The organism is Burkholderia sp. IMCC1007, from assembly GCF_027257875.1.
In the GTDB taxonomy this organism is placed as follows: Bacteria; Pseudomonadota; Gammaproteobacteria; order Burkholderiales; family Burkholderiaceae; genus Burkholderia.
This window is the reverse complement of sequence record NZ_JAPVQY010000010.1, coordinates 131,400-145,816: the sequence shown is the minus strand read 5'-3', so window position 1 is coordinate 145,816 and position 14,417 is coordinate 131,400. Positions and strand designations below refer to the sequence as shown.

The 14,417-nt window shown below is 67.3% G+C and carries 15 protein-coding genes; 9 read left to right on the top strand and 6 right to left on the bottom strand.

What is annotated here, in order from left to right; translation table 11 throughout:
* Nucleotides 1–474 precede the first annotated feature (474 nt).
* The 4 genes from O1Q03_RS12770 to O1Q03_RS12755 all read left to right on the top strand — a co-directional run bounded on the left by O1Q03_RS12770 (nt 475) and on the right by O1Q03_RS12755 (nt 3,853).
* A complete protein-coding gene (locus O1Q03_RS12770; RefSeq protein ID WP_269503876.1) occupies nt 475–1,113 on the top strand; it encodes a MarR family winged helix-turn-helix transcriptional regulator in 639 nt (212 codons plus the stop codon).
* 28 nt (nt 1,114–1,141) lie between these two features.
* On the top strand, nt 1,142–1,852 hold the full coding sequence (locus tag O1Q03_RS12765) for a glutamine amidotransferase (RefSeq protein ID WP_269503875.1): 711 nt from the start codon (nt 1,142–1,144) through the stop codon (nt 1,850–1,852).
* Nucleotides 1,853–2,030: 178 nt separating this feature from the next.
* Nucleotides 2,031–3,143: an NADH:flavin oxidoreductase/NADH oxidase gene (locus tag O1Q03_RS12760; RefSeq protein ID WP_269503874.1), complete on the top strand. Its 1,113-nt coding sequence runs from the start codon at nt 2,031–2,033 to the stop codon at nt 3,141–3,143.
* 179 nt (nt 3,144–3,322) lie between these two features.
* The gene (locus tag O1Q03_RS12755; protein WP_269503873.1) at nt 3,323–3,853 is read left to right on the top strand and encodes an SET domain-containing protein; all 531 of its coding nucleotides are present in this window, start codon (nt 3,323–3,325) and stop codon (nt 3,851–3,853) included.
* Nucleotides 3,854–3,969: 116 nt separating this feature from the next.
* On the opposite strand, the gene O1Q03_RS12750 is transcribed toward O1Q03_RS12755, so the two are convergent.
* Both O1Q03_RS12750 and O1Q03_RS12745 read right to left on the bottom strand, forming a co-directional pair.
* Entirely contained in the window at nt 3,970–5,454 is a 1,485-nt protein-coding gene (locus O1Q03_RS12750; RefSeq protein ID WP_269503872.1) for a sensor histidine kinase, read from the bottom strand.
* Between the two features lie 116 nt (nt 5,455–5,570).
* Complete coding sequence (locus O1Q03_RS12745) at nt 5,571–6,263, bottom strand: response regulator (RefSeq protein WP_006401494.1); 693 nt, start codon at nt 6,261–6,263, stop codon at nt 5,571–5,573.
* A gap of 122 nt (nt 6,264–6,385) precedes the next feature.
* On the opposite strand from O1Q03_RS12745, the gene O1Q03_RS12740 reads away from it, so the two are divergent.
* Nucleotides 6,386–6,616 carry a DUF3717 domain-containing protein gene (locus O1Q03_RS12740; protein ID WP_014895474.1) on the top strand — a complete coding sequence of 77 codons (231 nt, stop codon included), beginning with the start codon at nt 6,386–6,388 and terminating at the stop codon, nt 6,614–6,616.
* A gap of 91 nt (nt 6,617–6,707) precedes the next feature.
* Here O1Q03_RS12740 and O1Q03_RS12735 read toward each other — a convergent pair whose 3' ends face one another.
* Nucleotides 6,708–7,016, bottom strand: coding sequence for a 4a-hydroxytetrahydrobiopterin dehydratase (locus O1Q03_RS12735; RefSeq protein ID WP_269503870.1), 309 nt, complete (start codon nt 7,014–7,016; stop codon nt 6,708–6,710).
* 118 nt (nt 7,017–7,134) lie between these two features.
* Nucleotides 7,135–8,061, bottom strand: coding sequence for a phenylalanine 4-monooxygenase (phhA, locus tag O1Q03_RS12730; protein ID WP_269503869.1), 927 nt, complete (start codon nt 8,059–8,061; stop codon nt 7,135–7,137).
* Nucleotides 8,062–8,167: 106 nt separating this feature from the next.
* Between phhA and O1Q03_RS12725 the strand changes: the two genes are divergently transcribed.
* Nucleotides 8,168–8,653, top strand: a complete 486-nt coding sequence (locus O1Q03_RS12725; RefSeq protein ID WP_006408082.1) for an Lrp/AsnC family transcriptional regulator — start codon at nt 8,168–8,170, stop codon at nt 8,651–8,653.
* 54 nt (nt 8,654–8,707) lie between these two features.
* Here the strand turns inward: O1Q03_RS12725 and O1Q03_RS12720 are convergent, their stop codons facing one another.
* Both O1Q03_RS12720 and O1Q03_RS12715 read right to left on the bottom strand, forming a co-directional pair.
* Nucleotides 8,708–9,241 (bottom strand): class IV adenylate cyclase, encoded by a 534-nt coding sequence (locus O1Q03_RS12720; RefSeq protein ID WP_269503867.1) that lies wholly within the window; start codon nt 9,239–9,241, stop codon nt 8,708–8,710.
* Between the two features lie 222 nt (nt 9,242–9,463).
* Nucleotides 9,464–10,363 (bottom strand): LysR family transcriptional regulator, encoded by a 900-nt coding sequence (locus O1Q03_RS12715; RefSeq protein WP_269503866.1) that lies wholly within the window; start codon nt 10,361–10,363, stop codon nt 9,464–9,466.
* A 313-nt stretch (nt 10,364–10,676) separates the two neighbouring features.
* Between O1Q03_RS12715 and O1Q03_RS12710 the strand changes: the two genes are divergently transcribed.
* The 3 genes from O1Q03_RS12710 to O1Q03_RS12700 all read left to right on the top strand — a co-directional run bounded on the left by O1Q03_RS12710 (nt 10,677) and on the right by O1Q03_RS12700 (nt 14,369).
* Nucleotides 10,677–12,365, top strand: coding sequence for a GMC family oxidoreductase (locus tag O1Q03_RS12710; RefSeq protein WP_269503864.1), 1,689 nt, complete (start codon nt 10,677–10,679; stop codon nt 12,363–12,365).
* Nucleotides 12,366–12,837: 472 nt separating this feature from the next.
* Nucleotides 12,838–13,617 carry an ABC transporter ATP-binding protein gene (locus tag O1Q03_RS12705; RefSeq protein WP_269503862.1) on the top strand — a complete coding sequence of 260 codons (780 nt, stop codon included), beginning with the start codon at nt 12,838–12,840 and terminating at the stop codon, nt 13,615–13,617.
* Entirely contained in the window at nt 13,614–14,369 is a 756-nt protein-coding gene (locus tag O1Q03_RS12700; RefSeq protein ID WP_269503861.1) for an ABC transporter ATP-binding protein, read from the top strand. The genes O1Q03_RS12705 and O1Q03_RS12700 overlap by 4 nt, the downstream gene beginning before the upstream one ends.
* The last annotated feature ends 48 nt before the right edge of the window (nt 14,370–14,417 follow it).

Genomic DNA, 14,417 nt, shown 5'->3' with positions numbered 1-14,417 from the left:
GCACGGCGATTCGCTGAACGGCGGTCGACGCCGATTCGGCCGCGCCGGGTCGCCAGTGATCCTGAAAATCTGTGGATAACCCGAGATTCCGCTTCAAAGTCAACGCTCTGCGAGCCGGATAACCCGGTGGACACGGGCTGCCGGCACGGTGGCCGATCCGAACAGGAAAATGTTTTCGTGTGCCGCCGCGCGGCCCGCGGACATAGCAGGCACAACGAAAAAAAGGGGTTATCCAGCGATTTTCCACAGAATGAAGGGGATAACTTAGCTGTGCGATTTTCCGCTCTCGCTTAGAATGTCGGCTTTGCGGACACCGGAACGACGTGTGTCTCACCGGTCGCCGCGAACGCGACCGCCGCGTGTGCCTCGCGACGGCCGTGTCGACGCTCTTCAACGAGCGTCTGTTTTGAGATGACATTCGATCTCCACACTACGGCTGCTCGGCAATCCGGGCGGCGGCAAAGCGAAAAGACTATGAGCGAAGGCGTTTACGGGAATCAGGCTTCGGGACGTGTGACCCACAGCCTGCTGCGGTTGAGTACAGCCATGCGAAGCCAGGCATGGGATTGGGCGGAAGGCGCAGGCCTCACGCCGACGCAGGGCGAGATCCTCGTGCTGCTGCTGCAACGCAAGGGCCCGATGCGGCTCGGCGAGATCGCGCGCGAGACGCAGCTCACCGCTGCGACCACCAGCGACGCCGTCAGCACGCTCGAGACCAAGGGTCTCGTCGAGAAGCGTCGTGCGCTTGACGACGGCCGCGCACTCGCGGTGCGCCTGTCGGCCCGCGGCCGCACGGCGGCCAAGAAGGCGCTGCAATGGCCGGAATTCCTGTCGAAGGCGGTCGGCAAGCTGGGCGCGGACGAGCAGGGCACGCTGTATCGCGCGCTGCTGAAGACGCTGCGCGAGCTGCAGGTGGCCGGCGTGACGCCGCCGCAGCGCATGTGTCTGACGTGCACGTACTTCGAGCCGGGCAAGCCGTCGAAGAAGACGCTGCACCACTGCGCGACGCTCGACATCACGATGGCCGACAGCGATTTGCGTCTCGACTGCTCGGTGCAGGAAGAAGCCGACGCGGCGACGCAAAAGAAGACCTGGAAGATTTTCGCCGGCTGACGTCCGTCGATCGACCGGGAGGCCGAGGATGAACGCTGAAGTCGTGGCGATCCGCCATGTGCATTTCGAGGACCTCGGCAGCTTCGAGCAGGTGCTCGGGGAGCGTGGCCGGCGCGTACGTTACGTCGACGTCGGCTCGTCGCGCTTCGAAGTGCTCGACGCGCTCCAGCCGTCGCTGCTCGTCGTGCTCGGCGGGCCGCTCAGCGTGTACGACGACGCGCAGTACCCGTCGATCGCGCCGCTTGCGGCGCTCGTGCGTCAGCGCATCAACGCGGGGCTGCCGATCCTCGGCATCTGTCTGGGCGCGCAGTTCATCGCCCGCGCGCTCGGTGCGCGCGTCTATCCGGCTGCGCAGGCCGAACTCGGCTGGGCGCCGCTGACGCTCACCGACGCCGGTCGCGCGTCGCCGCTGCGCCATCTCGATGGCGCGGCGACGTCGATGCTGCACTGGCACGGCGACACGTTCGACCTGCCGGGTGGCGCGATCCATCTCGCGTCGACGCCCGCGTGTCGCCACCAGGCGTTCGCGTGGGGGCAGCATGTGCTGGCGCTGCAATGCCATCCCGAGATTCGCGCCGACCGCTTCGAGCCGTGGTTGATCGGGAATGCGGGCGAAATCGCATCGACGCCCGGCATCGACGCGCGCCAGTTGCGCGCCGATACCGCTCAGCATGGCCCCGTGCTCGAGACGGCCGCCCGGCGCATGTTCGCGGAATGGCTCGACAGCGTCGGGCTTTGATTGCGCGCATTGCCCGCTGAGTGGCCGGCTCGCAGTCGAGCCGGTTTCACCCCGCATTGTGTCTCGCCGTCGGCGGCGCCGACCTGACCATCCGCTTACTGCCGACCCGGCCGCCAGCACGCTCGCGGGCTGCATGCTACGCTCGTGCGCTCTTTCCCTTTCCTGGCGAGCGGCATCCATGACTGCGCTATTTTCCCCGTTCACGCTGCGCGGCGTGACCCTTCCGAACCGGATCGTGATCTCCCCGATGTGCCAGTACTCCGCGGAGCGCGGCGAGGCGACCGACTGGCACATGATTCACCTCGGCCATCTCGCGCTGTCGGGCGCGGGGCTGCTCTGCATCGAAGCGACCGCTGTCGAACCCGACGGACGCATCACGGCCGGCGACCTCGGCTTGTGGGACGACGTGACCGAAGCGGCACTCGAGCCGGTGCTGGCGTCGATCCGCAAGTACTCGCCGGTCCGTATCGCGATGCAGTTGTCGCATGCCGGGCGCAAGGCGTCGAGCGAGGTGCCGTGGAAGGGCGGTCAGCTCGTATCGGTCGCCGATGGCGGCTGGCTGCCGCACGCGCCGTCGGCCGTCCCGCACAAGGATGGCGAGACGCCGCCGCTCGCGCTCGATGCGGCCGGCCTGAACCGGATCCGCGAAGCGTTCGCGGCGGCCGCGAAACGCGCGGCGCGCCTCGGCATCGACGCGATCGAAGTGCACGCGGCGCACGGCTATCTGCTGCATCAGTTCCTGTCGCCGATCTCGAACCAGCGTACCGACGAATACGGCGGCTCGCGCGAGAACCGCATGCGCTTCCCGCTCGAGATCTTCGACATCGTGCGCGCGGCGTTTCCCGACGACCGGCCGGTTGGCGTGCGCGTGTCGGCGACCGACTGGGTCGAGGGCGGCTGGGAGCTCGACGACACGATCGCGTTCGCGCACGAACTGAAGCAGCACGGCTGCGACTGGATCGACGTGTCGTCCGGCGGCGTGTCGCCGCTGCAGAAGATTCCGCTGTCGCCGGGTTACCAGGTGCCGTTCGCGCAGGCGGTGAAGCGTGCGGTCGGGATGCCGACGATCGCGGTCGGCCTCATCAACGACCCCGCGCATGCGAACCGCCTGATCGAGGCCGGCGACGCCGACTTCGTCGCGATGGCGCGCGCGATGCTGTACGACCCGCGCTGGCCGTGGCACGCGGCCGCCGAGCTCGGCGCGCAGGTGTCGGCGCCGCCGCAATATTGGCGCTCGCAGCCGCGCGAGCACAAGACGTTGTTCGGCGACATCGAATTCGGTCAACGCTGAGCGTCATGCGCGCGGCATTGCGCGCGATGTTGAATGAAGCAATCTTGAACGTGTAGGATGCGGGTGATTCGCCGCATGTCCCGACGCGGCACCGAGCGGTGCCGCGTTTTCGTTTGCGCGGCGCAGGGCCGCGATCGCGGCCGTCTTCCATTCAAGTCGTCTTCACAAGGATTCGTTCGATGAGTTCACGCAGGATCGCGGTGCGCCGCTCGGGAATACACGGCAAGGGCGTGTTCGCGGTGGAACCGATCAAGGCCGGCGAGCGCGTAGTGGAATACAAGGGCGAGCGGATTTCGTGGAAGGAAGCGCTGCGCCGCCATCCGCACGATCCGAACGAGCCGAACCATACGTTCTACTTCGCACTGGAAGAGGGCGGCGTGATCGACGGCAAGGTCGACGGCAACAGCGCGCGCTGGATCAACCATTCGTGCGCGCCGAACTGCGAGGCCGAGGAAATCGAGGGCCGCGTGTTCATCCACGCGCTGCGCGACATTGGCCCGGAAGAAGAGCTGTTCTACGACTACGGCCTCGTGATCGACGAGAAGCTCACGAAAAAGCTCAAGCGCGAATACGCGTGCCATTGCGGCGCGGCGACGTGTCGCGGCACGCTGCTCGCGACGTCGGATGACGACGGGAAGAAGAAAAGGAAGAAGGACAAGAAGGACGGCAAGTCCGAGTCCGCCGCAAAGGACAAGAAAAAGAAGAAGTGAACCGTGCAGCCGCGCAGCGCGCGGCTGCTTTGCCGGATCGGCGCCGCGCGCGACGCCGCGCCGCGCGGCACGGCTGTGCATCCCGATGCGAGCCTGCCGTGCCCGCCGTTTCCCGCTCAGTGCGTCGGTGTGGCGGCCGGCGTTTCGCCGGTCGGCTTCCGCGCCCGCTCGGCGAGCGGCACACGCACCACGAAACGCGAACCGCCTTCCGGCGCATCTTCATACGACACCGTGCCGCCGTGCATCGCGATGATGTCGTGCACGATCGCGAGGCCGAGGCCGGCGCCCGTCTCGACGCCATTGCCGCTTTGCGCATCGCCGCGGAAGAACCGCTTGAACAGGTCGGCCTGCTGGTTCGCGGGCACGCCCGGGCCGTTGTCCTCGACGACGATCTCGGCGGCCGGCTGGCCGCCGTCGAGCGCGCCGCGCGCGACGTTGACCGTGATCCGCGCACCGTTCGGCCGCGCGAGCGGCACGTACTTCAGCGCATTGTCGAGCAGGTTCGCGATCACCTCGCGCAGCAGCACCGGGTTGCCGCGCACGTTCAGCTTTTCATCGTCGCCGGGGTCGTCGCTGCGCTGGAAACCGAGGTCGACATGCGACGCGAGCGCGCGCGGCACCCATTCGGCGCCCGTCTCGAACGCCATCGCGGCAAGGTCGACGTCGACGAAACGCGCGGCCTGTTCGCCCGGCTCCGCGCGCGCGAGCGACAGCAACTGGTTCGACAGCCGCACCGCGCGATCGGCGGCGGCGCGCAGCTCGCGCACCGCGGCATAGGTTTGCTGCGGGTCGCGTGCGACGGCCGCCTGCTCGGCATGCAGCTTCACGGCCGTGAGCGGCGTGCGCAGCTGGTGCGCGGCATCGGCGATGAACTTGCGCTGCGCGTCGAGCGCCGTCTTCAGGCGGCCGAGCAGCGCGTTCATCGCGCTCGTCAGCGGCCGGATCTCGAGCGGCACGTCGGTTTCGTCGACCGGCTCCAGCGACGTGTGGGTTTGCCGGTTCAGCGAGTCGGCCAGATGCGTGAGCGGCCCGAGCTGCTGGTTCACGACGCGCCACACGATGCCCCAGCCCGCGAGCAGCAGCAACAGCAGCGGCATCATGATCGCGACGAGGAACTCGGCCGCGATCCGGTAGCGGTGCCGCACCGGCTGCGCGACTTCGACGACCATCGGCTTGCCGCCCTCGACGTCGTCGACGCGCACCTGCGCGACCCGCACCGCGCGGTTGTCGTACTCGGCCTCGAACACGTACGCGTGATGCATGCGGCGCACGTTGATGCCCTGCAGCGGCAGCTTCGGATCGCCCGCGAGTTCCTGCTCGCCGTCGCTGATCCGGTAGATCAGCGCTTCGGCGGGATCGGAGAACATCGCCTGCGCGAGCGGCGGCACCGTGAACGGCGCGTCGGGGCCGGCGATCTGGATCTGTTTGGAGATGGCGGTGGCGAGATCGGCGAGCGAGCGGTCGATCACGTGCTGCGTGTATTGCCACGCGAGCCAGTAGGCGATCAGGCCGCTCATCAGCGCGAGCATCGACAGCGGTGCGGCGAGGCGCCGGAGCAGCGAGCGGCGCAGGCTGGTGGTCACAGCCGGATCAGAAGACATTTCGACGGGCAAATGGATAAGCGCCGCTCACGGGGAGCGGCGCGGTCGTGCGTCGGACGGCGACGCGGGCAGGGCGCGCGCCGGCGGCACGCGCACCGGCCGGCGTGCGGCGCCGCTCAGACGCTCGCCGTCTGGCGGATTTCCTGCAGCAGGTAGCCGAAGCCGCGCACCGTGACGATTTCGACACGGCACTGCTCGAGTTTCTTGCGCACCCGGTGCACGTAGACTTCGATCGCGGTGTCGCCGAGATCGCCGCCGAAGTGCGTGAGGTGATCCTGCAACTGGGCCTTGCTGACCACGCGGCCGTGACGCAGCAGCAGCATCTCGAGCACCGCGAATTCGCGCGGCGACAGTTCGAGCGGCTTGTCGTCGTTGAAGATGCGGCGATCGACGCCCGACAGGCGGACGCCGCCGAGCGACACTTCCGGACGCGGCATGTCGCTGTGCGGGCCGCTGCGGCGCATCACCGCGCGGATGCGCGCTTCGAGCTCGGCCGGCTCGAACGGCTTGAGCATGTAGTCGTCGGCGCCGGAGTTCAGGCCCTGGATGCGATCGTTCAGTTCGTCGCGTGCGGTCAGCACGATGACGGGCGTGTGGCGGTTCGTCTGGCGGAAACGCGTGAGCAGCGTCATCCCGTCGATGCCCGGCAGGCCGAGGTCGAGGATCACGAGTTCGTGGCGGTTCTGTGCCAGCGCCTGTTCGGCAAAAATGCCGTCATGCACCATGTCGACGGTGAAGCCAGCCTGTTCGAGGCTGCTTTGGATACCGCGTGCGATGGGGCGGTCGTCTTCGATCAGAAGGAGTCGCATGAAGTTCGCTCAAGTACAATGGGTTGGCGGTTCAGGCACGCGGACAGCACGACGCCGTTTCCACAGGGGCGCCGCATCGCCTGACATCAAGCATGGCGGCCAGCGAACGATTAAATCCAATCATGTCCGATATTTCGATCCACGACCTCGAAGCCGCGATCAATTTCTGGCGCGCCCGCTCGCCATCGAGCGGCGACGAACTCAAACTCTGCGAAGAGGCCAGCGCGCTCTCCAAGCCGTATGCGCTGCTGATTGTACAGCGCGGAAGCGCGCTGCAACTGGAAGGTTTGGACCCCAAGGCACGGAAAGCGTACGAGACTTACGCGCGCCTTAAGGATGGCTTGGAAAGCTGAAGGCTTCCGCTGAATACATCGTAGAAAACGTTCAGCGAAATGAAAAGTTGACGCGCCGCGCGTCGAACGGCGCGCGGCGCTAGACGAACGCTCAGGCGGCGGGCTGGATGCGCGCGCAGAGCTGATCGATGAATTGTGCGAGCTGGATATCGCGTTCGGTCAGGCCGTCCGCGTCGTGGGTCGACAGCGTCACGTCGACGCGGTTGTACACGTTGAACCATTCCGGATGGTGATTCATTTCCTGCGCCTTGATCGCGACGCGCGTCATGAAGCCGAAGGCCTCGTTGAAATCGGCGAAGCGCAGGCTGCGCTGGATCGCGTCGCGGCCCGGCACGGCCGTCCAGTGCGGCAGGCCTTCGAGCCGGGTCTTGCGTTCTTCGGATGTGAGCTTGTGGATCATGTTGCACCTCGTTCGGTAACGGTGCCCGCCCGCGGCCACAGGCCGCACGGCAAGCCGGTACCGGTCATTGTTTCATAGTTGGCGAACGGGCATCCGGAGCCGGGCGCCCGTGATTGGATCACGCGTCCCCGTCGTCCGGCCAGCCTTCGCGCGTGCCGCGATGCAGCACGCGATCGCCGTCGAGCACCGCGCCGGCCGGGAATTCCGGCAACCGGGCGAGCCGCTCGGCCAGCGCGCGGCCGTCGACGTCGGCGAGCGCGAACAGCTGCGCGAAATCGTCGATTACGAAGTAAGTCTTCTGGAACGTGTCGATCCGGTACTTCGTGCGCATCACGCGCTCCAGCTCGAAGCCGAGCCGGTTCGGCGCAGCGCTTTCGAGGCTGTACAGGCTCTCGCCCTTGCTCGACACGATCCCCGCGCCGTAGATCGACAGCCCGTTCGTACCGTTCGGGTCGCGGATCAGGCCGAACTCCACCGTATACCAGTACAGCCGCGCCAGCCGCGCGAGCGCCGCCTCGTCGTCCGCGACCGCGAGCGCCGTGCGGCCGTATGCCTGCATGTAGTCCGCGAATACCGGGTCGATCAGCAGCGGCACGTGGCCGAACAGGTCGTGGAAACAGTCGGGTTCCTGCAGGTAGTCGAGCTGGTCCGGGCGGCGCATCCACCAGGTGACCGGAAAACGCCGGTTCGCGAGGTGTTCGAAGAACACGCGATCGGGCACGAGGCCCGGCACCGCGACGATCTCCCAGCCCGTCGCCGGCTTCAACTGGCGGTTCACGTCGGCGAACGACGGCACGCGGTCGGCCGGCAGGTCGATCTTCTCGAGTCCGGCGACGAACGCGTCGCACGCGCGTGCGCGCAGCAGCGCCGACTGGCGCGCATAGAGCTGCTGCCACACCGCGTGGTCGACCTGGCCGTAGCGTTCGAGCGGCTGGTCGATGGTGAAATCGGCGCGGGTTTCGAGGCCCGCGTCGAACTGCTCCTGCAGTTTCGCGGTGACGACGGTGGACATGATCAGGCTCTGCACGCTGTGGTTGGGAACCATGCAAGTGTAGAGCGGGGTGCGCGCGGATTGGGCGCATAGTTGGCATTGATTGGCCTGCTGATGCGATAATCACGCATCAAATCACGAATCAATGCGGAGAATATTCATGCTCGAACTCGATCACTTCGATCTCGCGCTTCTGGACGTGCTGCAGCGCTTCGGCCGCGCGACGCACCAGCAGCTCGGCGAGGAGGTGCCGCTGTCGCCGTCGCAGATCGGCCGGCGGCTGCAGCGGCTCGAAGCGGCCGGCGTGATCGAAGGCTATCGCGTGATGCTGCGTCCCGAAAAACTCGGGCTCGGCGTGACGGCGTTCACGAGCCTGAAGCTCAAGCATCACGGCGATTCGATCATCGAGCAGTTCCAGCAGCAGATCGACGTGCTGCCCGAAGTGCTCGAATGCCATGCGGTGGTCGGCGATGCCGACTATCTGCTGCGGATCGTCGCGCCGGACCTCAACGCGCTGTCGCAGTTCGTGATGAAGAAGCTGATGCGCGTGCCGGGTGTCGACAGCGTGCGCTCGAACATCGTGCTGACGACCTTCAAGCGCAACGGCGCGCTGCCGCTCGCGCATCTGGCGCCCGGCGCGGCGTGATGCGGCGGCCGGGCCGGCGGCGGGGCGCGATGCGTCGCCGCGGGTAGGGCCGGATCAGGCCGCTTCGGACTGCGCGTCGGCGTTCAGCAGGTCGACGTACGCGACCGCGACGAGATCGTCCGGCGGCACGCCGAGCTTCGCGAACACGTCGTGCGCTTCGGCTTCGCCGCCGGCTTCGTCGTCGTCCGGGCCGAGCACGACTTCCAGTTCGATGAAGTCGCCGAGGCCGTCGACGCGGTCGAGGTGGATGCGCGTGCGGCCGGCCAGGTACACATGGCGTTCCTTCGTCACGATCCCGCGCGTGGTCAGCGCGGTCGCGAGCAGCGCATGCATCGCGTCCGGGTTCGTGACCGGGCTGCGCGTGTAGTAGGACGCCTTCGGGCCGTCGCGGTCGTCGCGCTGGTAGAAGATCAGCTCGGCCGGCGTGCCATCCTCGAAGCGGCGCAGCTTCAGCCGGCCGCGCGGCACGTCGTAGAAGAAATCCTGCTGGCGGTAGAACAACGGCGCTTCGGTGGCGAGCGCCGCCGCGCGTTCGCGCAGCTGGTCGAATTCGCGGGCGCGGGCTTTGATCTCGATGTTGCGGGCCATGCGGGTCTCCTTCAATCAGGGGTCTCGCGGTGTGCGAACGCTCAATCTAGCAAAAAGCTTGCGATGGTGGCGTGACGACAGGGTTCGGTGCGGTGGCGCGGGCGGTCGGGCTCCCCGCGATGGCGCCGGTGACGTCGATGACGTCGATTTCGGTCGACCGGTTGCCAACACGTCATGCGTTGCGGCTCATCGAACGGCCACCCGCGGCGCCATCAGCCGCACTCATATCGCCCACTGGGCCTCGATCAGCCGCAGCGCGGCCGTGATCGCAGGCTCGTCGCGCCGCTCGGCGAGCGTCACGAACGTCAGCTGGGTCGGCACCGTCACGGGTTCGACGATCGTCAGCGCATGCGCGTGCGCTTCGGCCAGCGCGGTCGAGTCGCGCGCGAGCGTCAGCCCGATGCCCGATTTGACGAGATCGAGCATCGATTGCTCCTGGTCGACCTCGGCAACCTTGACCGGCTGCGCGCCGGCCGCCGCGAACACGCGCGACAGCAGCCGGTGATGGGCGGACGCAGGCGGCGTCCAGATCCACGGCAGCGCGGCGAGCGCGCGCCAGTCGTGCGCGCGCTGCACGCGCTCGCGCCAGCCGGCCGGCGCGAGCACGCGGTACTGGAAATGCGTGAGCGTGATGGTGTGGAACAGGGTGTCGTCGCGCGGATCGTCGTCGCCGGGCCGGCCGATGTAGTAGCCGACGTCGAGTGCCCGCGTGCGCACCTGTTCGAGCACCCATCCCGACATCCCGTGCCGCAGCGCGGTTTCGACCTGCGGGTGGGTTTCGACCAGCGCGCGCAGGAAGCCGCCGAGCCGCAGGAAACCGGGATCCAGGATCGTGCCGATCCGCAGCCGGCCGCGCACTTCGTGCCGCAGCGCAGCGGCGGCGCGTGCGACGTCGGCGGCCGCAGCCAGCGCGCGCTCCGCGTGCGGCAGCAGCGTCTGGCCGTCGCGCGTGAGCGCGAGCCCGCGCGACGTGCGCGTGAACAGCACGACGCCGAGCGCTTCCTGCAGATGCTTGATCTGCAGGCTCACGGCAGGCTGCGTCACGTGCAGCTGGGCGGCGGCGCGCGTCAGGTTGCCTTCGCGGGCGACCGTCGCGAACGCGCGGAGCAGAGTGAGGTCCATTGTCGTGATATGAGCGCAGCTTATAACGCAGTTCAGCATAACTCATTGGATCGGCGGGCGGCGGCGGGAGTACGCTTCATCGGTCGCGTCGCCGGCGACGCACTATGCTGGGAATGAGCGCGGCATCGCGCCGCGCGGTGGACAACGAGAAGATTTGGGTGGGATACGAGTAGGGGTTGAGGCGCTGACTTCGTTCAGTTGCGGCGGGGGATTCGAGCAGGTGTTGAAAGGCGCTAAAGCGCTAACCCGGCTCGACCGCCGTGGGGATGGAGTAAGCGCTGAAGCGCTAACTCCGGTCGACAGGAGACACACAGTGACGACTCAACGCACGCTCGAGGGCGAATTCGATTACGTGATCGTCGGCGCAGGCACCGCAGGCTGCGTGCTCGCGAACCGCCTGACCGAGGATCCGGACATCCACGTGCTGCTGCTCGAGGCGGGCGGCAAGGACGGCTACCACTGGATCCACATCCCGGTCGGCTATCTGTACTGCATCGGCAACCCGCGCACCGACTGGCTGTACAAGACGCAGCCCGAAGCGGCGCTGAACGGCCGCGCGCTGTCGTATCCGCGCGGTCGCGTGCTCGGCGGCTGCTCGTCGATCAACGGGATGATCTACATGCGCGGCCAGCGCGAGGATTACGACAGCTGGGCGCAGGAAACCGGCGACGCCGGCTGGTCGTGGGACAGCGTGCTGCCGGTCTTCAAGCGCAGCGAGGACCACCATGCGGGCGCAAGCGACGCACACGGCGCGGGCGGCTACTGGCGCGTCGAGAAGCAGCGGCTGCGCTGGGAGATCCTCGAATCGTTCGCGCAAGCCGCGCAGCAGACGGGCATCCCGGCAACCGACGATTTCAACCGCGGCGACAATTCCGGCGTCGGCTATTTCGAGGTGAACCAGAAACGCGGCGTGCGCTGGAACACGTCGAAGGCGTTCCTGCGGCCCGCGATGACGCGCCCGAACCTGACCGTGATCACCGGCGCGCACGCGCAGCGAGTGGTCTTCGACGGGCGGCGCGCGGTGGGTGTCGAATATCGCGGCGGCGGCACCGATTACGTCGCCCGGGCCCGCGCCGAAGTGGTGCTGACTTCCGGCGCGGTGAATTCGCCGCAACTGCTCGAACTGTCGGGCATCGGCGCCGGGCACCGGCTGCAGGCGCTCGGCATCGACGTGGTGCAGGACCTCCCGGGCGTCGGCGAAAACCTGCAGGATCACCTGCAGCTGCGAATGGCGTATCGCGTCGAAGGCGTGCGCACGCTCAACACGCTGTCCGCGCGCTGGTGGGGCAAGCTGATGATCGGCGCCGAATATGCGCTGCTGCAACGCGGGCCGATGTCGATGGCGCCGTCGCAGCTCGGCGCATTCGCAAAATCCGATCCCGACGATCCCGCGCTCACGCGCCCCGATCTCGAATACCACGTGCAGCCGCTGTCGCTCGAGCGCTTCGGCGAGCCGCTGCACCGTTTCAACGCGTTTACCGCATCCGTGTGTCATCTGCGGCCGAGTTCGCGCGGCAGCGTGCATATCGCAAGCCCCGATTCGGGTGTCGCGCCCACCATCGCGCCGAACTATCTGTCGACCGATCACGATCGCCATGTCGCCACGAACGCGCTGCGCCTCACGCGCAGGATCGCCGCCGCGCCGGCGCTCGCGCGCTACCGTCCGCAGGAGATCCTGCCGGGCACGCAGTATCAGACCGAAGCGGAACTGATCGAAGCAGCGGGCGCCATCGGCACCACGATCTTCCATCCGGTCGGCACCTGCCGGATGGGCCGTGCGGACGACGAGCGCGCGGTCGTCGACAGCCGGCTGCGCGTGCGCGGTGTCGCCGGGCTGCGGGTGGTCGACGCGTCGGTGATGCCGTTCATTACGTCGGGCAACACGAATTCGCCGACGCTGATGATCGCGGAGCGCGCGAGCGACATGATCCGCGCCGATCGTCGTGCAGCGCGCGACGAAGCGACACAGGTGCGAACGGAAGCGGCGGTGCCGGCGGGATGACACCGCGCTGACACACGCGCGACACACACTGACATGCCCGCCAGCGGGCAGCCATCCCGGCGTCAGCTGATTCGCTATGCGAAGCAATTTGCGCGCCGCGCACCGTTGTCGTGCGCGAATGGAACGAATGGTGCAAGCCGCGCGTCGAGCGCAGCTTGCATCATGTTCGTGCGGACGAACGGGCGCAACGTGACGCACGCAATCGTCGATGATGCGCGCGCCAAAAAAACGCGTCGAAAAACCCTGCACAGCAGCGCCGCGTATGGCGGCCAGCCCTATAAGTGCAAATCCCGATGATTGCACTGCACCAACGGGGCGACAATGTTGCGCAGCATGCATACGCATCGGCGCGGGAGACCACCCTCGACGCGTAGCACGGCGCCCGGGGGCAGTCCGCTCATCCGCTGACCCGTTCGCGGTCGCTTGCGCGAATCTTCCCCGGTGCTTCGCCCGACTTCGTACGGAAGGGAACATGATTCTCGGCGACACGATTCTGGAAACACGCGGACTGACGAAGGAATTCAGGGGCTTCACTGCCGTGAATGGCGTCAACCTGCGTGTGCGACGCGGTGCGATCCATGCGCTGATCGGACCGAACGGCGCAGGCAAGACCACCTGCTTCAACCTCTTGACCAAGTTCCTCACGCCGACGGCCGGTCAGATCGTCTTCAACGGGATGGACATCACCGACGAGCGGCCCGCGCAGGTCGCACGTCGCGGCATCATTCGTTCATTCCAGATCTCGGCGGTATTCCCGCACCTGACCGCGTTGCAGAACGTGCGCCTCGGCCTGCAGCGCTCGCTCGGCACCGAATTCCATTTCTGGCGCAGCGAACGCACGCTGCGGCGGCTCGACGATCGCGCGATGGATCTGCTCACGCAGGTCGGCCTCACCGATTTCGCGCACGTGCCGACCGTCGAACTCGCGTACGGCCGCAAGCGCGCGCTCGAAATCGCGACCACGCTCGCGATGGAGCCCGAGCTGATGCTGCTCGACGAACCCACGCAAGGGATGGGCCACGAGGACGTCGACCGCGTGACCGCACTGATCAAGAAGGTCGCGAGCGGACGCACCATCCTGATGGTCGAGCACAACATGAACGTGATCGCGGGCATCTCCGACACGATCACCGTCCTGCAGCGCGGCGAAGTGCTGGCCGAAGGCTCGTATGCGGAAGTATCGAAGAATCCGCTCGTGATCGAGGCATACATGGGCAGCGCCGACGCGGCGCTCACGGGGGCGCACGCATGAAGCGCAGCGAACGGGAGGAACGCGAATTGAGCGGCGTCGAAAGCGGCACGCCCGCGCTGGAGATCACGGGCCTCGAAGCCTGGTACGGGGAATCCCACATATTGCACGGCGTCGACCTGAGCGTTCATCGCGGCGAGGTCGTCACGCTGCTTGGCCGCAACGGCGCGGGGCGCACGACGACGCTGCGCGCGATCATGGGGCTCACGGGCCGCCGCAGCGGCTCGATCAAGGTCGCGGGCAACGAGACGATCGGCCTCGCGACGCACCGCATCGCGCATTTCGGCGTCGGCTACTGCCCGGAGGAGCGCGGGATCTTCTCGAGCCTGTCGTGCGAGGAGAACCTGATGCTGCCGCCGCCGATCGGGCCGAGCGAGCACGCGATGTCGCTCGACGAGATCTACGCGATGTTCCCGAATCTCGCGTCGCGCCGGCAGAGCCAGGGCACGCGGCTCTCGGGCGGCGAACAGCAGATGCTGGCGGTCGCGCGGATCCTGCGCACCGGCGCGAACCTGCTGCTGCTCGACGAGATCTCCGAAGGCCTGGCACCGGTGATCGTGCAGGCGCTCGCGCGAATGATCGTCGCGCTGAAGGCGCGCGGCTACACGGTGGTGATGGTCGAACAGAATTTCCGCTTCGCCGCGCCGCTCGCCGATCGCTTCTACGTGATGGAGCACGGCCGTATCGTCGAACATTTCCGTGCATCCGAACTGGAAGGCAAGATGCCGATCCTTCACGACCTGCTCGGGGTGTGACGCCGCCCCGTTTCCCTTGCCGCTAGCCGTGGCGGCTCTCGAATAACC

Excerpts from the sequence above, each read along its gene's own strand:
- O1Q03_RS12770 (WP_269503876.1), top strand. The coding sequence starts at position 475 with ATGAGCGAAGGCGTTTACGGGAATCAGGCTTCGGGACGTGTGACCCAC.
- O1Q03_RS12765 (WP_269503875.1), top strand. The coding sequence starts at position 1,142 with ATGAACGCTGAAGTCGTGGCGATCCGCCATGTGCATTTCGAGGACCTC.
- O1Q03_RS12760 (WP_269503874.1), top strand. The coding sequence starts at position 2,031 with ATGACTGCGCTATTTTCCCCGTTCACGCTGCGCGGCGTGACCCTTCCG.
- O1Q03_RS12755 (WP_269503873.1), top strand. The coding sequence starts at position 3,323 with ATGAGTTCACGCAGGATCGCGGTGCGCCGCTCGGGAATACACGGCAAG.
- O1Q03_RS12750 (WP_269503872.1), bottom strand. The coding sequence starts at position 5,454 with ATGTCTTCTGATCCGGCTGTGACCACCAGCCTGCGCCGCTCGCTGCTC.
- O1Q03_RS12745 (WP_006401494.1), bottom strand. The coding sequence starts at position 6,263 with ATGCGACTCCTTCTGATCGAAGACGACCGCCCCATCGCACGCGGTATC.
- O1Q03_RS12740 (WP_014895474.1), top strand. The coding sequence starts at position 6,386 with ATGTCCGATATTTCGATCCACGACCTCGAAGCCGCGATCAATTTCTGG.
- O1Q03_RS12735 (WP_269503870.1), bottom strand. The coding sequence starts at position 7,016 with ATGATCCACAAGCTCACATCCGAAGAACGCAAGACCCGGCTCGAAGGC.
- phhA (WP_269503869.1), bottom strand. The coding sequence starts at position 8,061 with ATGGTTCCCAACCACAGCGTGCAGAGCCTGATCATGTCCACCGTCGTC.
- O1Q03_RS12725 (WP_006408082.1), top strand. The coding sequence starts at position 8,168 with ATGCTCGAACTCGATCACTTCGATCTCGCGCTTCTGGACGTGCTGCAG.
- O1Q03_RS12720 (WP_269503867.1), bottom strand. The coding sequence starts at position 9,241 with ATGGCCCGCAACATCGAGATCAAAGCCCGCGCCCGCGAATTCGACCAG.
- O1Q03_RS12715 (WP_269503866.1), bottom strand. The coding sequence starts at position 10,363 with ATGGACCTCACTCTGCTCCGCGCGTTCGCGACGGTCGCCCGCGAAGGC.
- O1Q03_RS12705 (WP_269503862.1), top strand. The coding sequence starts at position 12,838 with ATGATTCTCGGCGACACGATTCTGGAAACACGCGGACTGACGAAGGAA.
- O1Q03_RS12700 (WP_269503861.1), top strand. The coding sequence starts at position 13,614 with ATGAAGCGCAGCGAACGGGAGGAACGCGAATTGAGCGGCGTCGAAAGC.